General features: G+C 67.1%; 18 protein-coding genes. 7 read left to right on the top strand and 11 right to left on the bottom strand.

Going from position 1 to position 20,025, the window contains the following annotated elements:
• Positions 1–211: 211 nt before the first annotated feature.
• Both AB4Z37_RS19330 and AB4Z37_RS19325 read left to right on the top strand, forming a co-directional pair.
• Entirely contained in the window at positions 212–1,534 is a 1,323-nt protein-coding gene (locus tag AB4Z37_RS19330; RefSeq protein WP_441518363.1) for an MFS transporter, read from the top strand.
• A gap of 184 nt (positions 1,535–1,718) precedes the next feature.
• On the top strand, positions 1,719–2,879 hold the full coding sequence (locus tag AB4Z37_RS19325) for an acyltransferase family protein (RefSeq protein WP_441518362.1): 1,161 nt from the start codon (positions 1,719–1,721) through the stop codon (positions 2,877–2,879).
• Between the two features lie 114 nt (positions 2,880–2,993).
• Here the strand turns inward: AB4Z37_RS19325 and AB4Z37_RS19320 are convergent, their stop codons facing one another.
• The 6 genes from AB4Z37_RS19320 to AB4Z37_RS19295 all read right to left on the bottom strand — a co-directional run bounded on the left by AB4Z37_RS19320 (position 2,994) and on the right by AB4Z37_RS19295 (position 6,411).
• The gene (locus tag AB4Z37_RS19320; protein ID WP_441518361.1) at positions 2,994–3,923 is read right to left on the bottom strand and encodes a class I SAM-dependent methyltransferase; all 930 of its coding nucleotides are present in this window, start codon (positions 3,921–3,923) and stop codon (positions 2,994–2,996) included.
• 49 nt (positions 3,924–3,972) lie between these two features.
• Entirely contained in the window at positions 3,973–4,200 is a 228-nt protein-coding gene (locus AB4Z37_RS19315) for a hypothetical protein (RefSeq protein WP_441518360.1), read from the bottom strand.
• A 356-nt stretch (positions 4,201–4,556) separates the two neighbouring features.
• A complete protein-coding gene (locus AB4Z37_RS19310; protein ID WP_441518359.1) occupies positions 4,557–4,721 on the bottom strand; it encodes a hypothetical protein in 165 nt (54 codons plus the stop codon).
• A gap of 55 nt (positions 4,722–4,776) precedes the next feature.
• Positions 4,777–4,980 carry a hypothetical protein gene (locus AB4Z37_RS19305; RefSeq protein WP_441518358.1) on the bottom strand — a complete coding sequence of 68 codons (204 nt, stop codon included), beginning with the start codon at positions 4,978–4,980 and terminating at the stop codon, positions 4,777–4,779.
• A gap of 95 nt (positions 4,981–5,075) precedes the next feature.
• On the bottom strand, positions 5,076–5,312 hold the full coding sequence (locus AB4Z37_RS19300) for a hypothetical protein (RefSeq protein WP_441518357.1): 237 nt from the start codon (positions 5,310–5,312) through the stop codon (positions 5,076–5,078).
• Between the two features lie 385 nt (positions 5,313–5,697).
• Positions 5,698–6,411, bottom strand: coding sequence for a Crp/Fnr family transcriptional regulator (locus tag AB4Z37_RS19295; protein WP_441518356.1), 714 nt, complete (start codon positions 6,409–6,411; stop codon positions 5,698–5,700).
• A 423-nt stretch (positions 6,412–6,834) separates the two neighbouring features.
• Between AB4Z37_RS19295 and AB4Z37_RS19290 the strand changes: the two genes are divergently transcribed.
• From AB4Z37_RS19290 to AB4Z37_RS19280, 3 genes are read left to right on the top strand one after another with little or no spacing between them, the layout of a single operon-like run.
• Entirely contained in the window at positions 6,835–8,268 is a 1,434-nt protein-coding gene (locus tag AB4Z37_RS19290; protein WP_441518355.1) for a cytochrome P450, read from the top strand.
• Entirely contained in the window at positions 8,268–10,310 is a 2,043-nt protein-coding gene (locus AB4Z37_RS19285) for a hypothetical protein (protein ID WP_441518354.1), read from the top strand. Before AB4Z37_RS19290 ends, AB4Z37_RS19285 begins: the two co-directional genes overlap by 1 nt.
• A 25-nt stretch (positions 10,311–10,335) precedes the next feature.
• Complete coding sequence (locus AB4Z37_RS19280) at positions 10,336–11,823, top strand: Dyp-type peroxidase (protein WP_441518353.1); 1,488 nt, start codon at positions 10,336–10,338, stop codon at positions 11,821–11,823.
• A 348-nt stretch (positions 11,824–12,171) separates the two neighbouring features.
• On the opposite strand, the gene AB4Z37_RS19275 is transcribed toward AB4Z37_RS19280, so the two are convergent.
• The gene (locus tag AB4Z37_RS19275) at positions 12,172–12,822 is read right to left on the bottom strand and encodes an ankyrin repeat domain-containing protein (RefSeq protein WP_441518352.1); all 651 of its coding nucleotides are present in this window, start codon (positions 12,820–12,822) and stop codon (positions 12,172–12,174) included.
• 769 nt (positions 12,823–13,591) lie between these two features.
• Between AB4Z37_RS19275 and AB4Z37_RS19270 the strand changes: the two genes are divergently transcribed.
• Positions 13,592–14,191: a hypothetical protein gene (locus AB4Z37_RS19270; RefSeq protein WP_441518351.1), complete on the top strand. Its 600-nt coding sequence runs from the start codon at positions 13,592–13,594 to the stop codon at positions 14,189–14,191.
• 142 nt (positions 14,192–14,333) lie between these two features.
• Here AB4Z37_RS19270 and AB4Z37_RS19265 read toward each other — a convergent pair whose 3' ends face one another.
• From AB4Z37_RS19265 to AB4Z37_RS19250, 4 genes are all read right to left on the bottom strand, one after another.
• Positions 14,334–15,533: a serine hydrolase domain-containing protein gene (locus AB4Z37_RS19265; protein ID WP_441518350.1), complete on the bottom strand. Its 1,200-nt coding sequence runs from the start codon at positions 15,531–15,533 to the stop codon at positions 14,334–14,336.
• An 84-nt stretch (positions 15,534–15,617) separates the two neighbouring features.
• Positions 15,618–15,908, bottom strand: coding sequence for a DUF1330 domain-containing protein (locus AB4Z37_RS19260; RefSeq protein ID WP_441518349.1), 291 nt, complete (start codon positions 15,906–15,908; stop codon positions 15,618–15,620).
• Between the two features lie 66 nt (positions 15,909–15,974).
• The gene (locus tag AB4Z37_RS19255; protein ID WP_441518348.1) at positions 15,975–16,697 is read right to left on the bottom strand and encodes a Crp/Fnr family transcriptional regulator; all 723 of its coding nucleotides are present in this window, start codon (positions 16,695–16,697) and stop codon (positions 15,975–15,977) included.
• A gap of 143 nt (positions 16,698–16,840) precedes the next feature.
• Positions 16,841–18,043, bottom strand: a complete 1,203-nt coding sequence (locus AB4Z37_RS19250; RefSeq protein WP_211963123.1) for a citrate synthase — start codon at positions 18,041–18,043, stop codon at positions 16,841–16,843.
• A 123-nt stretch (positions 18,044–18,166) separates the two neighbouring features.
• Between AB4Z37_RS19250 and AB4Z37_RS19245 the strand changes: the two genes are divergently transcribed.
• The gene (locus AB4Z37_RS19245) at positions 18,167–19,978 is read left to right on the top strand and encodes a DUF1302 domain-containing protein (protein WP_441518347.1); all 1,812 of its coding nucleotides are present in this window, start codon (positions 18,167–18,169) and stop codon (positions 19,976–19,978) included.
• Positions 19,979–20,025: the final 47 nt, after the last annotated feature.

The following is a 20,025-nucleotide window of genomic DNA, read 5'->3' as shown; positions in this document are numbered from 1 at the left end:
GCACTCCACCGCTACCGACCGGGCCGGACAGCCGACATTGGACAATTTGCCCAATCCCCGCCACGCGCCGCATCGGCGAGATAGGGCGATAGGCTGCCCGCCGGATCTGGTCCGGCGCGAGCGGCCACGTGACGGTGCCGGTCGCAGAGATCGGCGCTGCGCTGGCGTTTGGCTGATGCCGGGCGGTCGCACTGATGTTGAAGGAGTTTGCATGAGCACGGACACCACGGCGCTGCCGTCATCGCCGCTGGGCGCAGGGCACACGGCCAGCCATGGCGCGGTGAATCCCGGCGAGATCGCGATCGGCGTCATCATCGGCCGCACCTCCGAGTTCTTCGACTTCTTCGTCTACGCCATTGCTTCCGTGCTGGTGTTCCCGAGGCTGGTGTTCCCGCATCTCGATGCACTGACCGGCACGCTGTGGTCGTTCGCCATCTTCGCACTCGCGTTTGTCGCGCGGCCGTTCGGCTCGATGATTTTCATGGCGGTCGACCGCGCCCATGGCCGCGGCGTCAAGCTGACCATCGCGCTGTTCCTTTTGGGAACCTCGACGGTGGCGATCGCCTTTTTGCCGGGTTACGACCAGGTCGGCGTGTGGTCTGCGATCCTGCTGGCCGCATTCCGGATCGGCCAGGGTCTCGCGCTCGGCGGCGCCTGGGATGGTCTCGCCTCGCTGCTGGCGCTCAATGCCCCGCAGCAGCGCCGCGGCTGGTATGCGATGATCCCGCAGCTCGGCGCGCCGCTCGGCCTGATGGTGGCGAGCGCGCTGTTTGCGTTCTTCGTCGCCAATCTGTCGTCGGAGGATTTCTTCGACTGGGGCTGGCGCTATCCGTTCTTCGTCGCCTTCGCCATCAACGTCGTGGCGCTGTTCGCGCGGCTGCGCATCGTGGTGACGCCGGAGTTCGAAAGGCTGTTCGTGAGCCGCGAGCTGCAGCCGGCGACGGTGCGCGAGACGCTGCGCACCGAGGGGCGCAACATCGTGATCGGGGCGTTCGCGCCGCTGGCGAGCTTCGCGCTGTTCCACATGGTCACGGTGTTCCCGCTGTCCTGGGTGTTCCTGTTCACCCGCCAGGGGCCGGCGCGCTTCCTGGTGATCGAGGCGATCGCCGCGGTCGCCGGCGTGCTGGCAATCATCGCCTCGGGCATGCTCGCCGACCGCTACGGCCGCCGCACCCTGCTCGCGGTCTCCGCGGTGGCGATCGCGGTGTTCAGCGGCTTCGCACCGCAGCTGCTCGACGGCGGCGATGTCGGCGAGGGGCTGTTCATGGTGCTCGGCTTCGTGCTGCTCGGCTTGTCGTTTGGCCAGTCGTCGGGCGCCGTGGCGTCGAGCTTCGCACTGCAGAATCGCTATACGGCGTCTGCACTCACCTCGGATCTCGCCTGGCTGTTCGGCGCGGGTTTCGCGCCGCTGGTGGCGCTGCTGCTGTCGAGCCGCTTCGGGCTGCTCTCGGCCGGCGCCTATCTGCTGTCGGGAGCGATCTGCACAGTGGTGGCGCTGATGGTGAACCGCCAGATCGAGAGCGTCGATCCCTGACCGGGCGGCTCACCGCCCCGGCGGACCGGGGCGGTGAGCACTTACCCTTCCTAACCCTCTGGTTTTATTTCGGATTGTTTCTCCGTCCGTTTACGATGAACGGGGATGTCGCTTGGCGGGGCCACGGCGTCCGCGATAGGGTCGTGAGACACTGGGCACAGGGCCCGTCACGCCAAGCAGTCCGATGCGACACGCCACCCACGCGCCGCGCACCTTGCATGCGCCGCGACATGATTTTCGTTTGCGGCACGGCGCGGATCGCGCGCCGGCGGCGAACATCGCAGCGGCGCCGGCCGGCGCCTCGCCGCTGCGCGCGCTGCAGATCGGACGCGGCCTTGCGGCCGTCGGCGTGGTGCTGTTCCACCTCAACAACTCGCTGTGGGGCGTCGACAAGTATTTTCCCCATGCCTTCTCGCCGCTGCTCGGCTTCGGCAATGCCGGCGTGCAGTTCTTCTTCGTGCTGAGCGGCTTCATCATCGCCCACATCCATGCGGCAGATGTCGGCATGCCCGAGCGCGTCCGCCGCTTTGCCGCCAAACGTTTGGTCCGCGTCTATCCGACCTACTGGGTGGTGCTGGCCGCGCTACTGGCGGCGCTGTTCGCCGCGCCGGCGCTCGGCACGGTCGGCGAACGCGATCTCGGTCATATCGTCGCCTCGGTGCTGCTGCTGCCGGTGCAGCGCGAGCCGGTGCTCAGCGTCGCCTGGACGCTGCAGCACGAGGTGCTGTTCTATCTGGTGTTCGCGGTGTGCATTCTCAATGCCCGCATCGGCGTCACGCTGTTCATCGGCTGGCAGCTCGCCTGCCTCGTCCACACCCTTGCCGGCGGCGGCGACTCGGCGCTACGCGTGGTGCTGTCGGCCAACAACCTGCTGTTCATGTTCGGTATCGCCGCCGCCTATCTGCATCGCACATGGCGCTGCCCGGCGCCGGGCCTCGTCGCCGTCGCCGGCGCGCTGGTTTTCCTCGGCACCGGCGCGCATCAGGTGCTCGCGGCGCAGCCGTGGCCCGCCGATGCGGCGATCCTGGCGTTCGGCCTCAGCAGCGCGATCGCGATCCTCGGCGCCTGCAGTTTCGAACGCGCCCACGGCTTGCGGGCGCCGCGCGTGCTCGACGCCATCGGTGACGCATCGTATTCGATCTACCTCGTGCACTTGCCGCTGCTGTCGGTCTATGCCAAGGCGCTGTTCGCCACCGGCCTCGCGATGCTGCTGCCGCAGCCTGTGACGCTCGTCGTGATGCTCGCCGCCCTGATCGGCTCCGGACTGCTGTTCAGCCGCATCGTCGAGATGCCGCTGATCGCGCTGCTCTCGGCGCGCCGCCGGCTGCAGCACAGCGCGGCCTGAGCCACGCATCGTCCTCCGGCAGGCCGGCGGCGCGACAGGCTGCGGTGGCGAACGCGCGCAACGCGTCCGGCGAGACCGGGCGAGGGGACATGGCTGGCCCCTGTTGGGAAAGGCTTATTGTTCGGCGCCGGGTTTGGTGGCTGTGACATAGATCATGCGGCTGGTGGCGGGCAGGCGCTGCGTTTCCACCAGCGGCCGCAGCGTCTGTTCGAACACGACGCGCTCCTTGGCGGTGAAGCGCTCGGCCAGCAGCCGGCGCAGCGGTTGCGCCCAGGGATGCGGGGCGATGTCGAGAAACGTCTTCCATGACGTGATGCGGCTCTCCGCGGCGTCGAGATGCAGCTCGAGATGGGTGTCGGCGAAGCCGGCGGCCGCGACCAGCCGGAACAGATCGCGTTCGGTGGTGTTGGTGATGGGATTGTTGGCCATCGCCGCCGGGGTGTCAGGGTAGTATGCGGACTTCCAGCGGTGCATCAGTTCGAGGATGCGATCGGGTTTCTCGCCCGCTTGCGCGGAAGCCTCGAGCCGCTGCTTCAGCGCCATCACCTCGAACGCCTCGTCATGGAGCGCCGGCTCCGCCAGCGACAGCCGGCCGCCGGGCTTGAGGATGCGGTGAAACGCGTCCAGCGCCGCCGGCTTGTCCGTGACATAGGCGAGCACCGCGCGGGTGACGACCGCATCGACGCTGCCATCGGCAATGGGCGCGAGGTCGTCGGCGGGGCCGGCGACGAAGCGGCACTGGCCGTGGACGCCGCGCTGGATCGCGAGATCCTCGGCATGGGCCTGCAGCGCGGGAGAAATATCGGTGAGGATCACCTGCAGCGATGATCCGATGCGCTCGATGGCACGGAACGCCACCAGTCCCTCGCCGGCGCCGATGTCGGCGAGCACCATGTCCGGGCCGAGCGCCGCGCCGTCGAGCACGCGATCGGCGGAGCGGGTCAGGTTGGCGCGCACGACGGCATCATCCGGATCGTCGCCGCTGCGGTGATGCAGGATCCAGTCGGACCAGATGTCGGCGGGCGGCGCGAAAGCGCTGGTCATCCGACAAGGCAGCTGATGGATTCGGCGGTGGTCGCCGGGCACATGGCATTCACTGTGGCAGTTTGGGTTGCGGCAGCTTGGAGCGGGAGCGGCCGCCGCCACGGCGTGGCGGCGGTGCGGCAGGCGGTGGCGCGGTACGGGCCGACAGCACCCGTGCGATGTGGAGAAAATCGGCGTGATGGCCGCGGCGGATCAGCCGCGCCAGTTCGGCGGGATCGAACGGGCAATCATCATACGTCCGCGCCGGCGAAGGGCTGATCCATCTGACCAGAAGCATCCTCAAGCGCGCGAACATCGAGTCGGCCCGGGATCTGAACTCACTTGCAATATTGAATGCCCAATGCCGATGGCAGTCAATCATTGTCTGCGAGCGAACGGATGTTCCTCCACCGCGCCGCGGCATCGTGCGTGTTTCGGCCGCAACGATGCGCCTGATCGCGCCACGCGAAAAAAAAGAAGAGCCCGGTGCAGTGGTGGGACTGCATCGGGCTCCGGCGTCGTTTGTCCGGCATCCGGGGTGGAGGCCATCCCGGATGCCGGACCTGACCTGCGAAGGGCCATCTTCGCGGGGTCATTGCCGGGCCGGACGGCGCGTGCGGAGAGGTCGCGCGACGCGCCGGCCGGCTCTTGAGTTCAGGTGCTGAACAGGAACCGCACCACCTCCGAGCCGGGCGGCGAGGTGATGATGTAGAGTCCGATCAGCAGCATCACGAAGATGATGAAGGCGGGCCAGAAGATCGCCCGATCGGTGAGCGGGCTCTTTTCATGGCTAAGCCGTTTGTCCAGTTTGTTGCTCAACACGTGTCACTCCCGAAACCGGCCGCGGCCATGCGGCTGAACGCCCCCGATCCCCTCATGCGCCGAGCAGCGCCACCTTGAGCGCGCTCACGGCGGTCGAAGGCCCCGATCCGGAGAACAGCGCTTCGATCATGTCGCCGCCGGGCGGCGCGGTGACCACATAGGTTCCGACCAGCAGGGCGGCGAACACCAGGAAAGTCGGCCAGAACAGCGCCTGATCGGTCAGTTGCGGAGCGTTGGCGTTCAGATCGTTGCGCATGACGGGGCTCCCGAATGCTCGTCGCCTGTGTGCGGCGGGGTTGTTGTTGTGAGCGTCGTCGTTCCGAGGTCCGGGCGGGTCCGTCCGGTGTCTGCTTACTGCCGGGCGGCGAGGCGGGTGGGTCCCCGCGGGCCGGGGGCGGCGGTATCCGGGGCCGCGCGCACGACCGGAAATTCGGCCGCTGCGATCTCGGAGGCGAGCCTGCCGCTGTGCGGACGGGTGGCGATCACCAGCGCGAGGATCACGGCGGCCAGGCTGCAGCTCGCGAGCAGGCCGACGATCCAGGCGTCGCCGGATCGGTCGCTGTCCGTCGGGAGAGGATGCCAGGTCATGGGGGCCTCCAGGTTCATTGCAGACCCTGACCTAGTGTCCCGGTTCGCAAGTTCGCTGCATTTGCAGCAACCTCCGTACGAACTTGCGAACCGATCAGGACACTAGCAACTCTATATTTCTAGTGTGCTTTATGAACGCGAAGTTCCTGAATGAGCCTGCCGCACAATCGCAGGAACTTCGCGTTCAGCACACTAGAGCAAATCCCGGGCAGCGAATGTGAGCTGGCTCACACTTGCTAACAGACTCGTCGGATTAGGATTTTTCCTATCGCGCGGGGTGTGGAGGCAGGCGCGGCGCAGGATCCGCGCCAGACCGCCCGGCACCGCCGCGATGTAGGGAATTAAGATGAAATCTCAAAGGCTTGTCGGTCTTGAGCCGCGCCGGTCAGCCGGCCGGGGCGTCCTCGGCTGCGGTCGCCTGCAGCGCCGCGTGGTCGCGCACGATCACATGGCCGTGGCCGAGCTGCAGCCAGCCCTGCGCCACCCAGGCGCGGAGCTGGCGGTTGATGCTCTCGCGCGACATGCCGATCATCTCGCTGAGCTCCTGCTGGGTGACCGCGACCTTGCCGTTCGCCGCCGCGGACGGATCGCGCGCGCCGAGCCGGATCAGGGTCCGCGCGAGGCGGGTCTGCAGGTCGGGCAGGCCGATCTGCTCGACATGCTGGCTGACCCAGCGCAGCCGCCGGCACAGCAGGTCGATGAACTTCAGCAGCAGCGCCGGCTGGCTCGCCATGAACGGCTGGAAGTCGCGCTTGTCGAACGAGAGAATCTCGCAGGCGGAGTTGGCGACCGCGTCCGCGGTGCGCGGCGAGCCGTCGAGGAAGGCGATCTCGCCGATCAGCTCGCCGGCGCCGACGAGGTTGAAGATGGTGCTGCGGCCGCTCGCCGCCGAGATGCCGATCTTCACCGTGCCGCTCATCACCGCCAGCAGCCGGTCGCCCGGATCGCCCTTGGAGAACACGACGGCGCCTTTGCGGTACTTGCGCGTCTTGGCGTAGTGGCACAGCTGCACCAGCGCGCCGCGATCGATGTCGCTGAACATCGGATGGCCGCTGAGAAAGGCGACCTTGCTGTCGAGGCGGGTGGTGTCCTGAGGCATCGTCCTGGTGGTGCCCTGTGCGGGGCGGCTCGTGCGGCGTTGAACCGAAGCGCCGCTCGCGTGACCAAAGACCGGGCGTCGGACGAGGGGACAGTAGCCGCGAAACGCCGTGCCGAAAAGGCCGCGGTCGACAGGGGCACAGCGTTGTTTTTCATCGTCATTCCAGATGCGTGGCGGAGGCCGTTGAGGCCTCGGCAACCCTTCGCCGCAAACCGCGCGGCGTTCGGCCGCTGCAGGGATGCGCGCTCTTGGCCGTCGCGCAGCCGCGATGATAGCGTGCCACGGCACCGCGCGTTTTCAGCCTGTGGTGATCGTGCGCATCACGCTCTTTTTTAGCATGCGCGCGGGCCGCGGCATCATGGCGGTGATACTGGCATGTGATTTGATGATGTGGATTTCAGGCAGGGGTTTGAGGATCAGGTGATGAGCAATGTCTCGAAGGTCGACGCCGTGTTCGGCACGCCCGTTGTCGCCACTTCCGCTGCGCCATCGGACGGCGCGCCGGCCGCGCCGTCGCGGCTCGCCATGCTGGTCTACCGCCTGCTGTGCCTCGCCTTCTGCCACATGCTGCCGCTCAAGCTGGCGTTCGCGCTGCTGCGGCGGGTGCGGCCGCTGGCGCTGGTCCGCGGCACGCTGTGGCTGACCAAGGCCGACGACGTTCGTGAGGTGCTCGGACGCTTCGACGACTTCCACCTCGCGCAGGTCATCGAGCCCGGCATGCCCTGGGGCCAGTTCATCATGACCATCGACTGGCGCGAGCAGCATGCGGTCGAACGCGGCCTGCTGCAGAGCGCGGTGCGGCTGGACGACGACAGGCAGGCGATCACCGCGCTCGTCACACAGATCTGTGACGATCAGATCAGGCAGGCGGACGGCGGGCGGATCGATGTGGTGGCCGCGCTCGCCGAGCCGGTGGTGGTGCGTATCGCGGCCGACTATTTCGGCGTCGCGCCGCTCAATGGCAGCGCACAGAAGATGGCCGACGCCATGGCCGACCTCGCAGGGATCATCATGGTCAATCCGCCGGCGGGCTCCGCGCCGTGGGCGCGCTCGCGCGAGGCGATGGCCGGCGTGACCCAGCAGATCCTGGCGCAAATCGCCTCCTGCCGGGCGATGCTCGCGGCCGGCCGCGGCGCGCAGCTGCCGGACAATCTGCTGACCCGTCTGGTGCGGCTGCAGGCCGCGGGCGGTCAGCCGGCGTGGTTCGACGACGACTGGATCCGCCGCTATCTCACCGGCCTCATCGCCACCGGCGGCGCCACCATCGTGCGCGCCACCGCGCATGCCGTCGATCAGTTGCTGGCGCATCCGCACGGGCTGCAGCTGGCGCGGGACGCCGCCGCGCGCCTCGACCGCGCTCCGCAGGACGCCGCCGCCGCTGCGGCGCTGCAGCAGCTGGTCTATGAGGCATTGCGTTTCCGCCCGATGCTGCCGCTGCTGGTGCGCGACTGCCCGCGCGACACGGTGATCGCCGGCGGTACGCCGCGCGCGCGCATCGTGCCCGGCGGCACGCGGGTGATCGCCGCGCCGCTGGCGGCGATGTTCGATGCGCAGAAGGTGCCGGCGCCGTCGGAATTCCGCGCCGACCGGCCGCAGGACGCTTATGTGCTGTTCGGTGTCGGTGTGCGCAGCTGCTTTGGCCGTTACATCGCCGACATCGTGCTGCTTCAGATCGCGCGGGCGCTGCTGCGCCTGCCGGCGCTGGCCCGCGCCCCGGGCGAGGCCGGCGAGGTACGCTATGAAGGCCCGGCGCCGCGCAGCCTGACGGTGACGTTTTCGAGCGAAGTGGATCCCGGTTCGCGAGAAGACGGCGCGTCAGGGCAAGAAGCCGGTACCGCCGATCGCGGAGCCGCGTGATGCCGAGCTTCGTCACCATCATCGCGCCGCTCGATGCGGCGGGCGTCGAGCCCTGCCGGCACTACCTGCGCGCCAATGCCGAGCCGTCGCCGGACTTCGCCAATGGCCGGCTCGCCTGCCAGCCGCTGTTTCCGTTCGATCAGGTCGCGACGCTGCACTTCTGCAGCTTTGTCATCCTCGAGGCGGAAGCGGACTTCGGGGCGCGTCTGGTGTTCGAGGCGACGTTCGACGGCACCCGCGCCGATTTCCTCCGCGACCTGCTGCGCATCGCGCCGACCGGGCTGCATGCCGCGTTCCACCATTGCGTCGGCTATCCGGCCGCCGGCATGACCGCGCCGGATCTGGTGCAGGAATATTTCGAGCGCCATGACGTCGGTGCCGATACCTACTTTTGCGGCTATCCCGGCCGCTCGGCGGCGCAGGTCAGGGACGAGAGCGCGGTTCATTCCGGCGTGGTGGCGTTCCTCGGCGCGCGCTATCGCGCGGCGCAGCGCCTGCCGGGGCGGATCGGCGGCTTCCTCGACGCCATCCGCACCGAGTTCATCCGCGCCGATCCGGCGCGGCGCTGGGCAGCCGATCCGCCGCAGCTGCCCTGGGAGGTCACCGCGCGCCCGGTCGTCGCCGCCGTCGCCGGCGGCGTGCTGCTGCTGATCGCCTGCGCGCTCGGCGCGATCGTCGCCGCGCTCATGCCGTCGCTGCGGCCCGGGCCGCTCTATGACGTCATCACCCAGTCGATCAACACCGCCGGCCGGCAGGGCGCGGGCGTGGTCGATGCCGTCGCCGCGGCGCTGCCGTGGATCGGCCCGTTCATCGAGGCGCTGCGCCCGGCGCTGCCCAATCTCGCGGGGGTCACCGTGATCTGGGCGGCGGTGCGGGTGGTCGAACTGATCCTCAGCAGCCTGACGCGCGATCCGCGCGACCAGTCGTTCTGGCTCAGCGTGCCGCTGCAGCTCGCGGTGATCCTGCGATCAGCGCTGCTGGCGTTCATGGCGGGATCGGTGCTGGTGATGATCATCACCGGAATGGAGCAGCGGCCCCCCGCCGATCCCGACCGCGCGGCGCTGGCGGCTGTTGCGACCGCGATCGTCGCCGCGCTCGGCACGGGCGTCGTGCTGGCCGTGCTGCAGCACGTCGCCACCTCGCTGAAGCTCGCGGTGGCGCTGAAGCCGTTCAAGGCGCGGCCGGAGCGGCTGCGCCGTGCCGCGCTCGACGTCATCCAGTACCTGATGGTGCTGACCTGCGTCATGGGGCTGCTGGTGGTGGCGCGGCAGACGCCGCTGGTGCTCGGCGATCACCTCGCCGGCAGCCTGCGCGCGCTGTTCGCCGCGGGCTTCGTGGCGATGATCTATGCGGTGCTCGGCATCCTCGCCGCCTATGTGGTCGGCGTCGCCGTGTTCCTGCTGATCCGCCTCAGCGAGCTGCGCGATGCCAGCACGTTCGCGGATGCGGGCGGGCTGATCGCCCGGGCGCAGGCCAACGCCCGCAAATACGCCCGCGAGGAGGGCGGCATCAACGTCTACCAGAACCATCTCGCCAGCCTCACCTATGTGAAGCCCGGCGTGCTGCGCCGCCTGCTGGTATGGCTGGCGCTGCATGCGGTGAACCTGCTGGCGCGGTTCTGGTTCAACCGCGGCGAGCTCGGCGGCATCCCGACCATCCTGTCGGCGCGCTGGGTGCTGATCGACGGCGGGCAGCGGCTGCTGTTCCTGGATAATTTCGGCGGCGCGTGGGAGAGCTATCTCAACGAGTTCATCGACCTCGCCGCGGTAAAGGGGCTGAACGCGATCTGGTGCAACACCTTCGTCCATGCTGCCGGCAAGCGCTACGGCTTCCCGCCGACGAAGTTCTTTTTCTGGCGTGGCGCCCAGGCCGAGCAGCCGTTCAAGGCCTATGTGCGGCAGAGCCAGATCGAGACGCTGGTGTGGTACAGCGCCTTTCCGACGCTGAGCGTCGTCAACGTCAACGCCAACACCTCGCTGCGCCAGTCGCTGTCGCAGGACCTGACGCCGAGCGAGGTCGACGCCGTGTTCCAGCGGCTGTAGCGGACTGCCAGGAAGGTTTGGGGACATGGACAAGGTCGAGTGGGGCGACGTACAGGGCCTGGTGCTGAGCGGCTATCCGCATCTGCCGCTGTCGGCCTATGTGCTGTTTCGCTTTCGCCCGCAGTCGTCGGACGCCGCGCGGCGCTGGCTCGGGGAGCTCGCCAGCCGCCTGATGCGCGCCGGGCAGGGCGACGGCGAGGCGGACAACGGCAGCGCCGGGCCGCATCTCGCCGCGCTCAAGCTCGCCACGGGCAGCGCGCGCCACGCCATCAACCTCGCGCTCACCGCGCGCGGCCTCGGCCAGCTGCCGGTGGGCGCCGCGGCGCTCAAGGATTTCTCGGTCGAGTTCGTCGAGGGCATGGCGCCGCCGCCGGATGCGACGACCGGGCCGTCGCGCCGCACCAACCTGCTCGGCGATCTCGGCGACAGCTCGCCGGCGACCTGGGCATGGGGCGGCTGGAACGGCCATGCCGAGATCGACGGCATGCTGATGCTGTTCGCGCCCGACCGCCTGGCGCTGACGTCGCTGGTCGGGGACGAACTGGCGGCGATGGCGGAGGCGGCCGAGCCGCTGCGCGTCACCGCGACCGGCGGCGACGATCCGCGCCTGCTGCAGGGCGAGGTCTATGACGACCGCAAGGAGCACTTCGGCTACACCGACGGCATCTCGCAGCCGGTGATCGAAGGTTCGCCCCGCGCGCGGCGCGCGACGCCGGACGACCGGCGCATCCATCACGTCAAGGCCGGCGAGTTCGTGTTCGGCTACGCCAACGAGCGGCGGGGGCGCGCGACCGGCGCGGGACCTTCCGAGCTCAAGCGCAATGGCAGCTACCTGGTGCTGCGCCAGCTCGAGCAGGATGTCGCAGCCTTTCAGGCCTTCGTGGCGCAGGCGGCGTCGCTACTCGGCGGCACCGAGGCCGCGGCGGACAAGGAGGAGTGGGTTGCCGCGCGTCTCGTCGGCCGCACCCGCGCCGGCAAGCCGCTGGCGCTCGCCCCGCCGCATAGCCGCGATCCGTCCGATCCGGTGGCCCGTCACAGCGGCGGCAACGACTTTCTCTACTACTTCGAGGATCGCTTCGGCCTGCAGTGCCCGGTCGGCGCGCATATCCGCCGCGCCAATCCGCGCGACAGCAAGGGGCCCGATCCCGACACCGCGCTGCGGCTGTCGAAGATGCATCGCATCATCCGCCGCGGCCGGATGTATGGCGAGCGCTTCGTTCCGGCGACGGGCAACGGCGCCGACACGCGCGGCCTGCTGTTCCTCTGCCTCAACGCCGATATCGCCGGGCAGTTCGAGATGATCCAGCACTCCTGGCTCAACAACCGCCATTTCGGCGATCTCTATGTCGGCAGCGATCCGATCGGCCATGCGCAGGTCGACGACGGCGCCATCGTCATCCAGCGCCGGCCGACCAACCTCGTGCTGCAGCGGCCGAAACCCTTCGTGCGGGTGCGCGGCGGGGCGTATTTCTTCTTGCCGGGGATCGCCGCGGTGCGGGCGCTGGCGGGGTGATGTTGCGTTGATGGTCAGTTGCAGCAATCAAGCGGATCTTGAAGGCCCTGGAGCGTTTTCGAGCGAAGCGGGCACCGGTTCGCGTGAAGAAAACGCGTCAAAACAAATAACTAGAGCGCGTTCGTGATTCCATCAAAAGCGAACGCGCTCTAGGCCGTGTATTCATAAAAAGTAGGCGATGCCCGCTTTGCACCGATACCGACCACCTTTGCGCAGCCGCAGCAAATGATGCGATGGGCAAGAAGCAGTTGTCGGTCGCGTACTCAAGCGAAGTAACCTCAGGTCATTGTCGGTCTGCCCTAGGTAGTGGCCTCCGCGGCGGGAGGCAAAATCAGGAAAATCAGGCCGTCATGGTGTGGCGCCCGCCTGGGTCAAAACGGCCTTAACCTCGTCATCTTTCGCCACGCTCAGCGCGGTTCTGCCATCGCTCCCCCTGGCATTAACGTCAGCACCGCTTTCGAGGAGCGCTTGTACGACATCAATGTGGTTTTGCTCAGAAGCCGCCATCAGCGCCGTACCACCGTTCTTGTTGCCCCTGGCGTTGACGTCGGCACCTTTATCGAGCAAGGCGCGAACGATATCGAGGTGGCCGGCAAAAGATGCCGCCGTGAGTGGCGTACCGATAGTGTCATCGTTCGTGGCGTTGACATCAGCACCTTTCTCAAGCAGGGCTCGAACGATATCAAGCGGACCATATGAGGCGCCCCAAAACAACGCTGTACGACCGAGGTTATCCTTCGCATTGACGTTGGCGCCTTTGCGGAGCAAAGCCCGAACGACATCGGTCCGACGGTTGAGTGAGGCGGCCATCAGCGCTGTGCCGCCGTTGCCGTCGCCTACGGCATTGACGTTGACGCCCCTCGCGAGCAGCTTCTGCAGAGTGGTGAGATCGCCAAATCCGGCCGCAGAAACGAAGGCTTCCGCAGGCGAAGGTGGCGTGCATTCCTTCAGGCTAAAATGGGTTTTGTCGTCGGCGATGCGTCTCCATTCGCCCTCCATCTCGCAGTTCGAGAGAATCAAAACGTCAACTTTGTCCGCACGCCACGTGCATGTCCCTTTGATCAGCTTATCACCGACGTCAGGATCGCGAACGAGCGCTCCATCCGAGGAGCCCGGCCACCAAAACATAATCCTAGTGCGAGTGCGGACATTATATTTTCCGCATGCTCCGAAGCCTTCCCTATGTCCCATCCTGTACGAATATAAAACACCGCGATCCAACAGGCAGAAGCCCTGCATGTAGGCTCCAGAGGTGTCATTCTTTTCTTCGTAGCACCCTAGGTGTGGCCTGAACTCAGATGGTGCGGACGCGGCGATAGCCGATGAGATTGGGGACAGAACGCCGAGCGTCCAAAGGACAGTGCCGGCATGCAGAAAAATGGGAGGTCTTGTGCTCATGGTGCTCGCAATTGGAGACTTCAAGACAACTGGAATTGGCCTCAAACTGATCGAACGTAGCATGTTGGGTTCCCCGGCGTCGATGCGTCGCCGGTTTTTGGAGGCACCAACACTTTCGTACCCTTGTCGACGAATGTCTCCTCGTTTGGGGCGCGAGCGAAAGTACTGATGGGCGGTCCCTACCTGTCCGGTCGGGCCGCATGCCGACCGCAATCAGAAGGCGCTTGATGTGGGTGGAAATGGATGCGCGCCCGACATGTCTGCTCATGACCCATTTCGGATCTCGTAGCTTCTTGGACGTTGACTTGCATCAAAGATAAATCGGCGCGGCATGTTAATTAGCAAAGGTGGCGTGCGAGGAGACAAGCAAATGGTAACGCAAAGCAATCTCCACTTCTTCACAATTTGGGCCAAGGAGCGTCTCGATGAAATGGACGCCGCAGTGACATCGCTTGAAGGCAAGGTAGCCGAGGTGCAGGCCGATGTCCGCGACACGGCTGAGAAGTTTCTGGCTGAACTGCGCAAGCAGCGTGACAACTTCCGGGACACCATGAAGACGCAGTCGGAAGCCAGCGAAGCGGCCTGGATCCAAGCAAAGGCAAAACTGGAGGATGACTGGCGCTCGTTCGAGGCCGAGGTCAAGACATATGTCGAGAGCTTCGGCAAGCAAATCGAGCACCAGCAGGCGACGTTTAAGCATCAAGCCGATGCCCAATTGAAAGCGTGGCGCGAAGCGGCCGACAAACTTGGCAGCGACGCCAAAAAATTCGCTTCTGAGCGTCGCGGCGATATCGACGCCGCCGTGAAGCGTATGAACGCAGATGCAGTCGAGGCGGAGAAAAAACTGGAGAAGTTGAACCAGGCCGGGACCCAGTCATGGTCCGCACTTATGGCAGCTTTGACGGAAACGCGCGCTGCCTTCGATCGCGCCAATGAGGCGGCACGGGAGGCGTTCAAGCGAGCTGCTTGATCAAAAGTACTGGTTGCCCCGGAGAGACCGCCGCGAGGCGGTCTTTCTTTGGTGGTCTTCGACGACCAAAGAAACGACATTTGGCGGACTTCCGAAATTGGCCCATCGCTGACATGCCGCACCGACTGCCTGACGTCTGATTTCAGGGGCGAATGTACCGTCCGCGTTCCCCCAGACCCCGGGGTGACGTCGCCCGCACCACATCCCTGAAAACGCCGTACTGCGCCTGAAAGGCGCGCGGGCTGTAGTCCTGGTAGTAGCCGGCTGTGACCGCGACCACGAGATCAAGCTCCGGGACGATGCGGATCGACTGACCGCCGCGGCCGAGCGCGCCGACCCACTGGAGCTCACGACCGTTAAGTCGGGTGCGGCCGAGCCACCAGAGATAGCCATAGGACATGCCGTCGGTCGCCGTGATCTGCAGCGCCGTCGAGGCCTCGATCCAGGCCTTGGGCACGATCTGGCGGCCGTTCCACTGGCCGCCGGCAAGGACGAGCTGGCCGATCCTGGCCATGTCGCGGGGCCGCAGGCGCAAGCCGCCGCCGGCATCGGTGTCGCCCTTGACCCGCGCCCAATCCACGGTGGTGATGCCGAGCGGCGCGAACAGATTGTCGCGCGCGAAGACATCGAGCGGCTGGCCGGTGGCCTTGCGGATGATGGTCGACAGCAGCGTCAGCGCGCCAGTGTTGTAGAAAAATTCCCGTCCCGGCGGTGCGGTCGAGGGCAGGCCAAGGACATAGCGGCAGGAATCCTGCGCCATGTTCATGCGTGCCTCGTCGTTGTCGAAGTCTCCGGTGGCCGCCGTCGCCTCGATCCACCGCAGGCCCAGCGACATGGTCAGCACATGCGACAGCCGGAGGGCATCCTTCTCCGGCGTGCGCAGGTCGGCGAGCTCGGGAAAGAAGTTGAACAGCGGTTCGTCGACGCCCGGGATCAGCCCGCGGTCGATCGCGATCCCGACCGCGAGCGAGGCGATGCTCTTCGACACCGACTTCATGGCATGCAGCGTGTCGGAATCGAACGCGACGTCGGCGATGCGGTGGCCGAAGATGCGGCCGGGAATTTCGTCAGCTCCCGGAAAATAGCGCTCGAACGCCAGCTTGCCGCCGCGCGCTACCACTACGCCATGGATGTGAGGATCGTTGTCGCCCGCGAGCCGGTCGGCCATCGTGCACAGCGCGCTGCGGTCGACGGACGCGTCGTCAGCGGTGACGGCAGGCCAGCCGTCCTCGCGTGCGGCTGGCAGACCGCAGCCTTCGAGGGTATCGGCATTGACCGGCCTCGTGGCGAGCGGCGCCAGCGCCGCGCCGCCGAGGAGTGAGATAAACGTACGGCGTCTCATTCGCATTCGCGCCCGTATCTGTTGCGGCCATACAGCATAGCAGATGATGCTGATGGCGGCGATCGGGAGAGAGGCGGTTTGCCCTTAGCGCAGGCCGCGGACCGTCAGCACGACGGCGTCGGCGCCCGCTTTGCGGTCGATGGCGATCTCCTGATACTCGGGCGACGCGTGGAAGGCGTCGGCGGAGGCCGCGTCCGGAAACTCCATCATCACGATCTTGTCGCGCGGCCAGTCGCCTTCGAGCACGACCGGCTTGTCGTCGGCGGCCAGCAGCTTGCCGTTGAACTTGCGGAACACGTCGAAGAAGCGCGCCTGGTAACGGTCGTAGCGGGCGCGTTCGGTGAACTTGAGCTGGGCGACGATGTAGACGGTCATGGCGTTTCCTTGCCAGGTGGCGGATGTGGTGTTGATTGACGGATGCCGCGGCTGGCGATCCCGCGCTCAGGCGTTGCGCGCCGCGGTGATGAAGCCGTCGAGCCGCGGCAGGCTGACGATGACGATGCGGCCGCGCTGACGGGCGATCAGGCCGTCACGCTCGAATTGGGCCAGCGCGATCGCGACCCAGCTGCGGCTGACGCCGATCATGCGGGCGAGTTCGCCCTGGCTGAGGCCGGCGACGGCGAGGCGTCGCCCGTCGGGATCGCTATCTTCGGGGCGCGCCAGCGATTTCAGCGTGGTGCCGAGGCGCACGGCGGCGCTGTCGAGCGCCATCGGGCCGCTGCGCTCGATGCTCTCCACTGACAGCATCGCCAGGAGGCGCGTCACGTTCCAGTGGAAGCGCGGCAGCGCCGTCAGGCAGTGGAGAAAGTCGGTCCGCGTCATCAGCGCCGCCGTCACCGGCTCGATGGCGGTGGCGGACAGGATGCGCGGCTGGCCGGTGACGAGTGCCGCGAGGCCGAGCAGCGTGCCGGGCGTGGTGATGCAGAAGGTGAATTCCTCGCCGTTGTCCAGCGTCTGCGACAGCCGCACCCGGCCGTCGGTCAGAAGCACGAGGGTGTCGCTGGGCTCGCCCTGGTCGAACAGCGCATCGCGCGCGTCATAGGAGATCGACCGCATGCGGTCGAGCAGCATCTGCCGCGCGGCGGCATCGAGCCCTTCTGTCGCGATCCGCCACTTCGGCGAATGGGCGGATCCGAAGTCGGGCATTTCGGTATGAAGCGTCATCGCATGGTTCCGGTGATCCGCCGCCATGGCGGCCGATCGCGTCGAGGCTAGCGCGGATTTCCGCCCATGGGTGTCGAGTTCTCGACACTGCGCCGCGCGGAGCATGCATGGCGCCCATTCCGCCGCGCGGGCAGCGGCGTTGATCAGTCCTTGCCGGGCAGCTCGCCGATATAGGTGTAGGGCGCGCGGGCCTGCGGGCCGAGCTGGGATTGCTCGATCGAGTGAGCGACCCAGCCGACCGTCCGGCCCAGCAGCCAGATGAAGTCCTGGGCGTTCAGCCCGATGCGGCGGTTGACGAACATCGCCGGCAGGGCGAAGTCAGGCTTGAGGCCCTTGATGTCGCCGACGACGGCGATTGCGGCCTTGAGCCGGCGAAACGCCTGGTCGCGGCCGCACACTGCGTCGAGCTGCGCGAGCAGCGCCTGGGCGCGCGGATCCGCGGTCGCATAGACGTCGACATTGCCGAAACCTGGCAGTTCTTCGCCCTCGCGCAGCCGCCGCACGATGACGCTCTGCGGGTCGGTGGTGGCGGTCAGCTCGTCGATGAAGCGCGACATCGCATCGAGCCGGCCGAACGCCGAGTAGCGGCCGGCTGCCAGCGCAAGGCCGGCGGCGACGCTGCGATAAGGCGTCACGCCGACGCTGGCGGCGGCGCGCACCGCATAGGCGGATGGCGAGAAGCCGTGGTCGGCCGACAGCACCAGGATACGGCGCACGAGGTCGGTCCACTCGCTCGACAGATCACAGGCCTTGCCGATCTGGACGTGGATCGGTTCGGCGCCGACCTTGGTCCGGCGCAGCAGGATCGCGGTGACGGCGCGCACGAGATCGGCGCCGGTGATCGCCATGCCGAGCGGCGAGAGATCGAACGAGCGCGGATTGTCGGCCTCGAGCACCGGCAACAGCACGCTGGCGCGATCGGCGAGGCCATCGTGATCGAACAGTGCCGCGACCTTGCCGAAGCGGCCGGACAGACGCGGCAGGCGCGAGGTGAAGACCGCGGCTTCGTCCGCGTTCCACAGCAGGCTCGCGGTCGTCTCCAGGCTGGCGTGCCCGGCGAGCTCGGCGGCGCTGTCGCCGCGATAGAACACGCCCTGCTGCGTAATCAGCGTCAGCGCCGATACCGCGCTGATGCCGCTCGCCTCGGTGGTGCGGATGCCGCGCGCGCCCTTCGCCGCGCGCACGGCCAGCACGTCGGCTTTCCAGTAACGGCGTTCCTTGGCGTTCGCGGCCTTTTCCGAGCGGATGCCCTTGCGGCTGACATAGGCATACAGCGTCGCGCGCGACACGCCGAGATGCTCGGCGGCTTCGTCGGCGCTGAAATAGAGATGATCGTCCTCCGCCATGGCGGCCTCTCATATTGACGAAATCTGTACAGATTGACGGATAATTCGCCGAACAATAATTTATGAACAAAATAATACATATTGACGATTGTCGTCAATATGTCGCGAGGGGGAAACGACGTGATGGATGTGTTTGCGTTGCGGGCGCCGGCGGCGCGCGTATCAGTGGCGCTGCTGGCGATGGCGCCGGGTGCGGGCTTTGCCCAGCAATTCCAGGTCGGCGACGTCGATGTCACCATTCATGGCGCGGCCAGCGTCGGCACCGTGGTCCGGGCCGCCAATCCCGATCCGCAATTTACCTCCATCCCGAATGCGAAGACGCTCGGCGTCCCGTCCGCCGGCAGCACCCGCAACAGCGACGACAGCGAGCTCAACTTCAGGAAGGGCGCGCCGGTGTCGACCGCGCTGCAGGGCTGGGTCTCGGTGGAGGCCAGGTACAACGACTTCGGCGTCTTCGTGCGCGGCAAGGGCTGGCGCGACTTCACGCTCGCCGACCAGTCGGTGCCATGGGGCAATTATCCCAACGGCCTCGTGCCGAACACGCCGCTGTCGGATGCCGGCTTCGCGTCGCGCTCGAAATTCTCGGGTGTCGCCCTGCAGGAGGCCTATGCGTTCGGCCGCGTGGACCTCGGCGAGCGCCCGCTCGACTTTCGCGTCGGCAATCAGGTCATCACCTGGGGGCTGCGTAGTTCGCTCGCCGGTGGCCTGTCGGCGCTCAATCCCGTCGATGCCCCCGCAACGCATCGTGCCGGCGCAACGGTCGAGCAAACCCAGATCCCGTTCCCGGCGGCGTCGGTACGTCTCTCGGTGACGCCGAAGCTGTCGCTCGACGGCTTCTGGCAGTTCGGCGCGGCGCGCAACGCCTATGATGGCTGCGGCACCTTCTATGCCTCGGACTATTACGCGCAGGGCTGCAACTACGTGATCGTCGGCGCGCCGTTCACGGTCACCGATCGCACGGCGCTGAGCGCCGGCGACTGGATCGGGCGCGCCGATACGCCATCGAACAACGAGCTGGGGCAGGGCGGCGTCGGCGCGCGCTACGCGCTCGATGCCCTGCACAGCGAGGTCGGGCTGTTCTACGCCCACTACAACGCCCGCAATGCCCTGCCGGAGCTGACGCGCACCTTCCGGACGTCAGCGGCGATCCCGTTCATCGCGGGCAATCCGGACGGCGGCAATCCGGTGTACCGCACCGTGTACGCACCCGACATCGACATGGTCGGCGCCACCTGGCAGACCAAGCTCGCCACCAAGACGACGCTGCAGGCAGAGTATGTCTACCGCCCGAACTATGCGCTCGGCTTTCCCGCCGGCGAGGAACTGACCGCGGCGGTGTCGGCGTCGGCGCCGAGCCTGTTGCGCCGGCAGCTCAATGCGCTCGCGCCCGGCGCGTTCTTCACCGGCTACGACCGTCACCAGACCGGCGCGCTGAACCTCGCCGTCGGCCAGCAGTTCGAGAACCTGCTGGGCGCGAAGCTGGCGTCGTTCTCCGCCGAGGTCGGCCTGCGCCAGGTCTATGATCTGCCCGATCCCACCGTGCGCCGCTACCTGCGCGCCGACACCTTCGGGTCCGGCCCGGTCAATGGCTATTGCCCGCCGGCCAATCCGGGCGTGCTCTACACCGGCTGCACGCTGGACGGCTTCGTCACCAGGAACGCGTGGGGCTTTCGCCTGCGCGGCGCGCTGACCTACGCGGTGCCGACCATCACCGATCTCGATGTCACGCTGTCGGGCGGCTATGGCAAGGACGTGTCCGGCTGGTCGTATGACGGCACGTTCAGCGAGGGCCGCAACACCGCGTCCGTGGCGCTGCGGGCCGAGTACCGCAAGAGCTACTTCGCCGAGATCGCCTATCTGCCGATCTGGGGCGGCGCGTTCAACGTGCTGCGCGACCGCTCGGTGTTCGCCGCCAGCATGGGCGCGAGATTCTAGCATGACCGCGCGGCGATCACGGCTGCCATGCATCGATCGCGTTTCAA

The sequence above is a fragment of the Bradyrhizobium sp. 2TAF24 genome, from assembly GCF_052115025.1.
Classification (GTDB): Bacteria; Pseudomonadota; Alphaproteobacteria; order Rhizobiales; family Xanthobacteraceae; genus Bradyrhizobium_A.
This window is presented reverse-complemented; position numbering and strand designations above follow the sequence as displayed.

What these genes read in the sequence shown, in the direction of transcription:
- AB4Z37_RS19320 (WP_441518361.1), bottom strand. Translation starts at nt 3,923, where the DNA reads ATGACCAGCGCTTTCGCGCCGCCCGCCGACATCTGGTCCGACTGGATC.
- AB4Z37_RS19260 (WP_441518349.1), bottom strand. Translation starts at nt 15,908, where the DNA reads ATGACCGTCTACATCGTCGCCCAGCTCAAGTTCACCGAACGCGCCCGC.
- AB4Z37_RS19270 (WP_441518351.1), top strand. Translation starts at nt 13,592, where the DNA reads ATGGTAACGCAAAGCAATCTCCACTTCTTCACAATTTGGGCCAAGGAG.
- AB4Z37_RS19300 (WP_441518357.1), bottom strand. Translation starts at nt 5,312, where the DNA reads ATGACCTGGCATCCTCTCCCGACGGACAGCGACCGATCCGGCGACGCC.
- AB4Z37_RS19285 (WP_441518354.1), top strand. Translation starts at nt 8,268, where the DNA reads ATGCCGAGCTTCGTCACCATCATCGCGCCGCTCGATGCGGCGGGCGTC.
- AB4Z37_RS19255 (WP_441518348.1), bottom strand. Translation starts at nt 16,697, where the DNA reads ATGACGCTTCATACCGAAATGCCCGACTTCGGATCCGCCCATTCGCCG.
- AB4Z37_RS19305 (WP_441518358.1), bottom strand. Translation starts at nt 4,980, where the DNA reads ATGCGCAACGATCTGAACGCCAACGCTCCGCAACTGACCGATCAGGCG.
- AB4Z37_RS19330 (WP_441518363.1), top strand. Translation starts at nt 212, where the DNA reads ATGAGCACGGACACCACGGCGCTGCCGTCATCGCCGCTGGGCGCAGGG.
- AB4Z37_RS19290 (WP_441518355.1), top strand. Translation starts at nt 6,835, where the DNA reads ATGAGCAATGTCTCGAAGGTCGACGCCGTGTTCGGCACGCCCGTTGTC.
- AB4Z37_RS19315 (WP_441518360.1), bottom strand. Translation starts at nt 4,200, where the DNA reads ATGCTTCTGGTCAGATGGATCAGCCCTTCGCCGGCGCGGACGTATGAT.
- AB4Z37_RS19250 (WP_211963123.1), bottom strand. Translation starts at nt 18,043, where the DNA reads ATGGCGGAGGACGATCATCTCTATTTCAGCGCCGACGAAGCCGCCGAG.
- AB4Z37_RS19265 (WP_441518350.1), bottom strand. Translation starts at nt 15,533, where the DNA reads ATGAGACGCCGTACGTTTATCTCACTCCTCGGCGGCGCGGCGCTGGCG.
- AB4Z37_RS19245 (WP_441518347.1), top strand. Translation starts at nt 18,167, where the DNA reads ATGGATGTGTTTGCGTTGCGGGCGCCGGCGGCGCGCGTATCAGTGGCG.
- AB4Z37_RS19295 (WP_441518356.1), bottom strand. Translation starts at nt 6,411, where the DNA reads ATGCCTCAGGACACCACCCGCCTCGACAGCAAGGTCGCCTTTCTCAGC.
- AB4Z37_RS19325 (WP_441518362.1), top strand. Translation starts at nt 1,719, where the DNA reads ATGCGACACGCCACCCACGCGCCGCGCACCTTGCATGCGCCGCGACAT.
- AB4Z37_RS19280 (WP_441518353.1), top strand. Translation starts at nt 10,336, where the DNA reads ATGGACAAGGTCGAGTGGGGCGACGTACAGGGCCTGGTGCTGAGCGGC.
- AB4Z37_RS19275 (WP_441518352.1), bottom strand. Translation starts at nt 12,822, where the DNA reads ATGGAGGGCGAATGGAGACGCATCGCCGACGACAAAACCCATTTTAGC.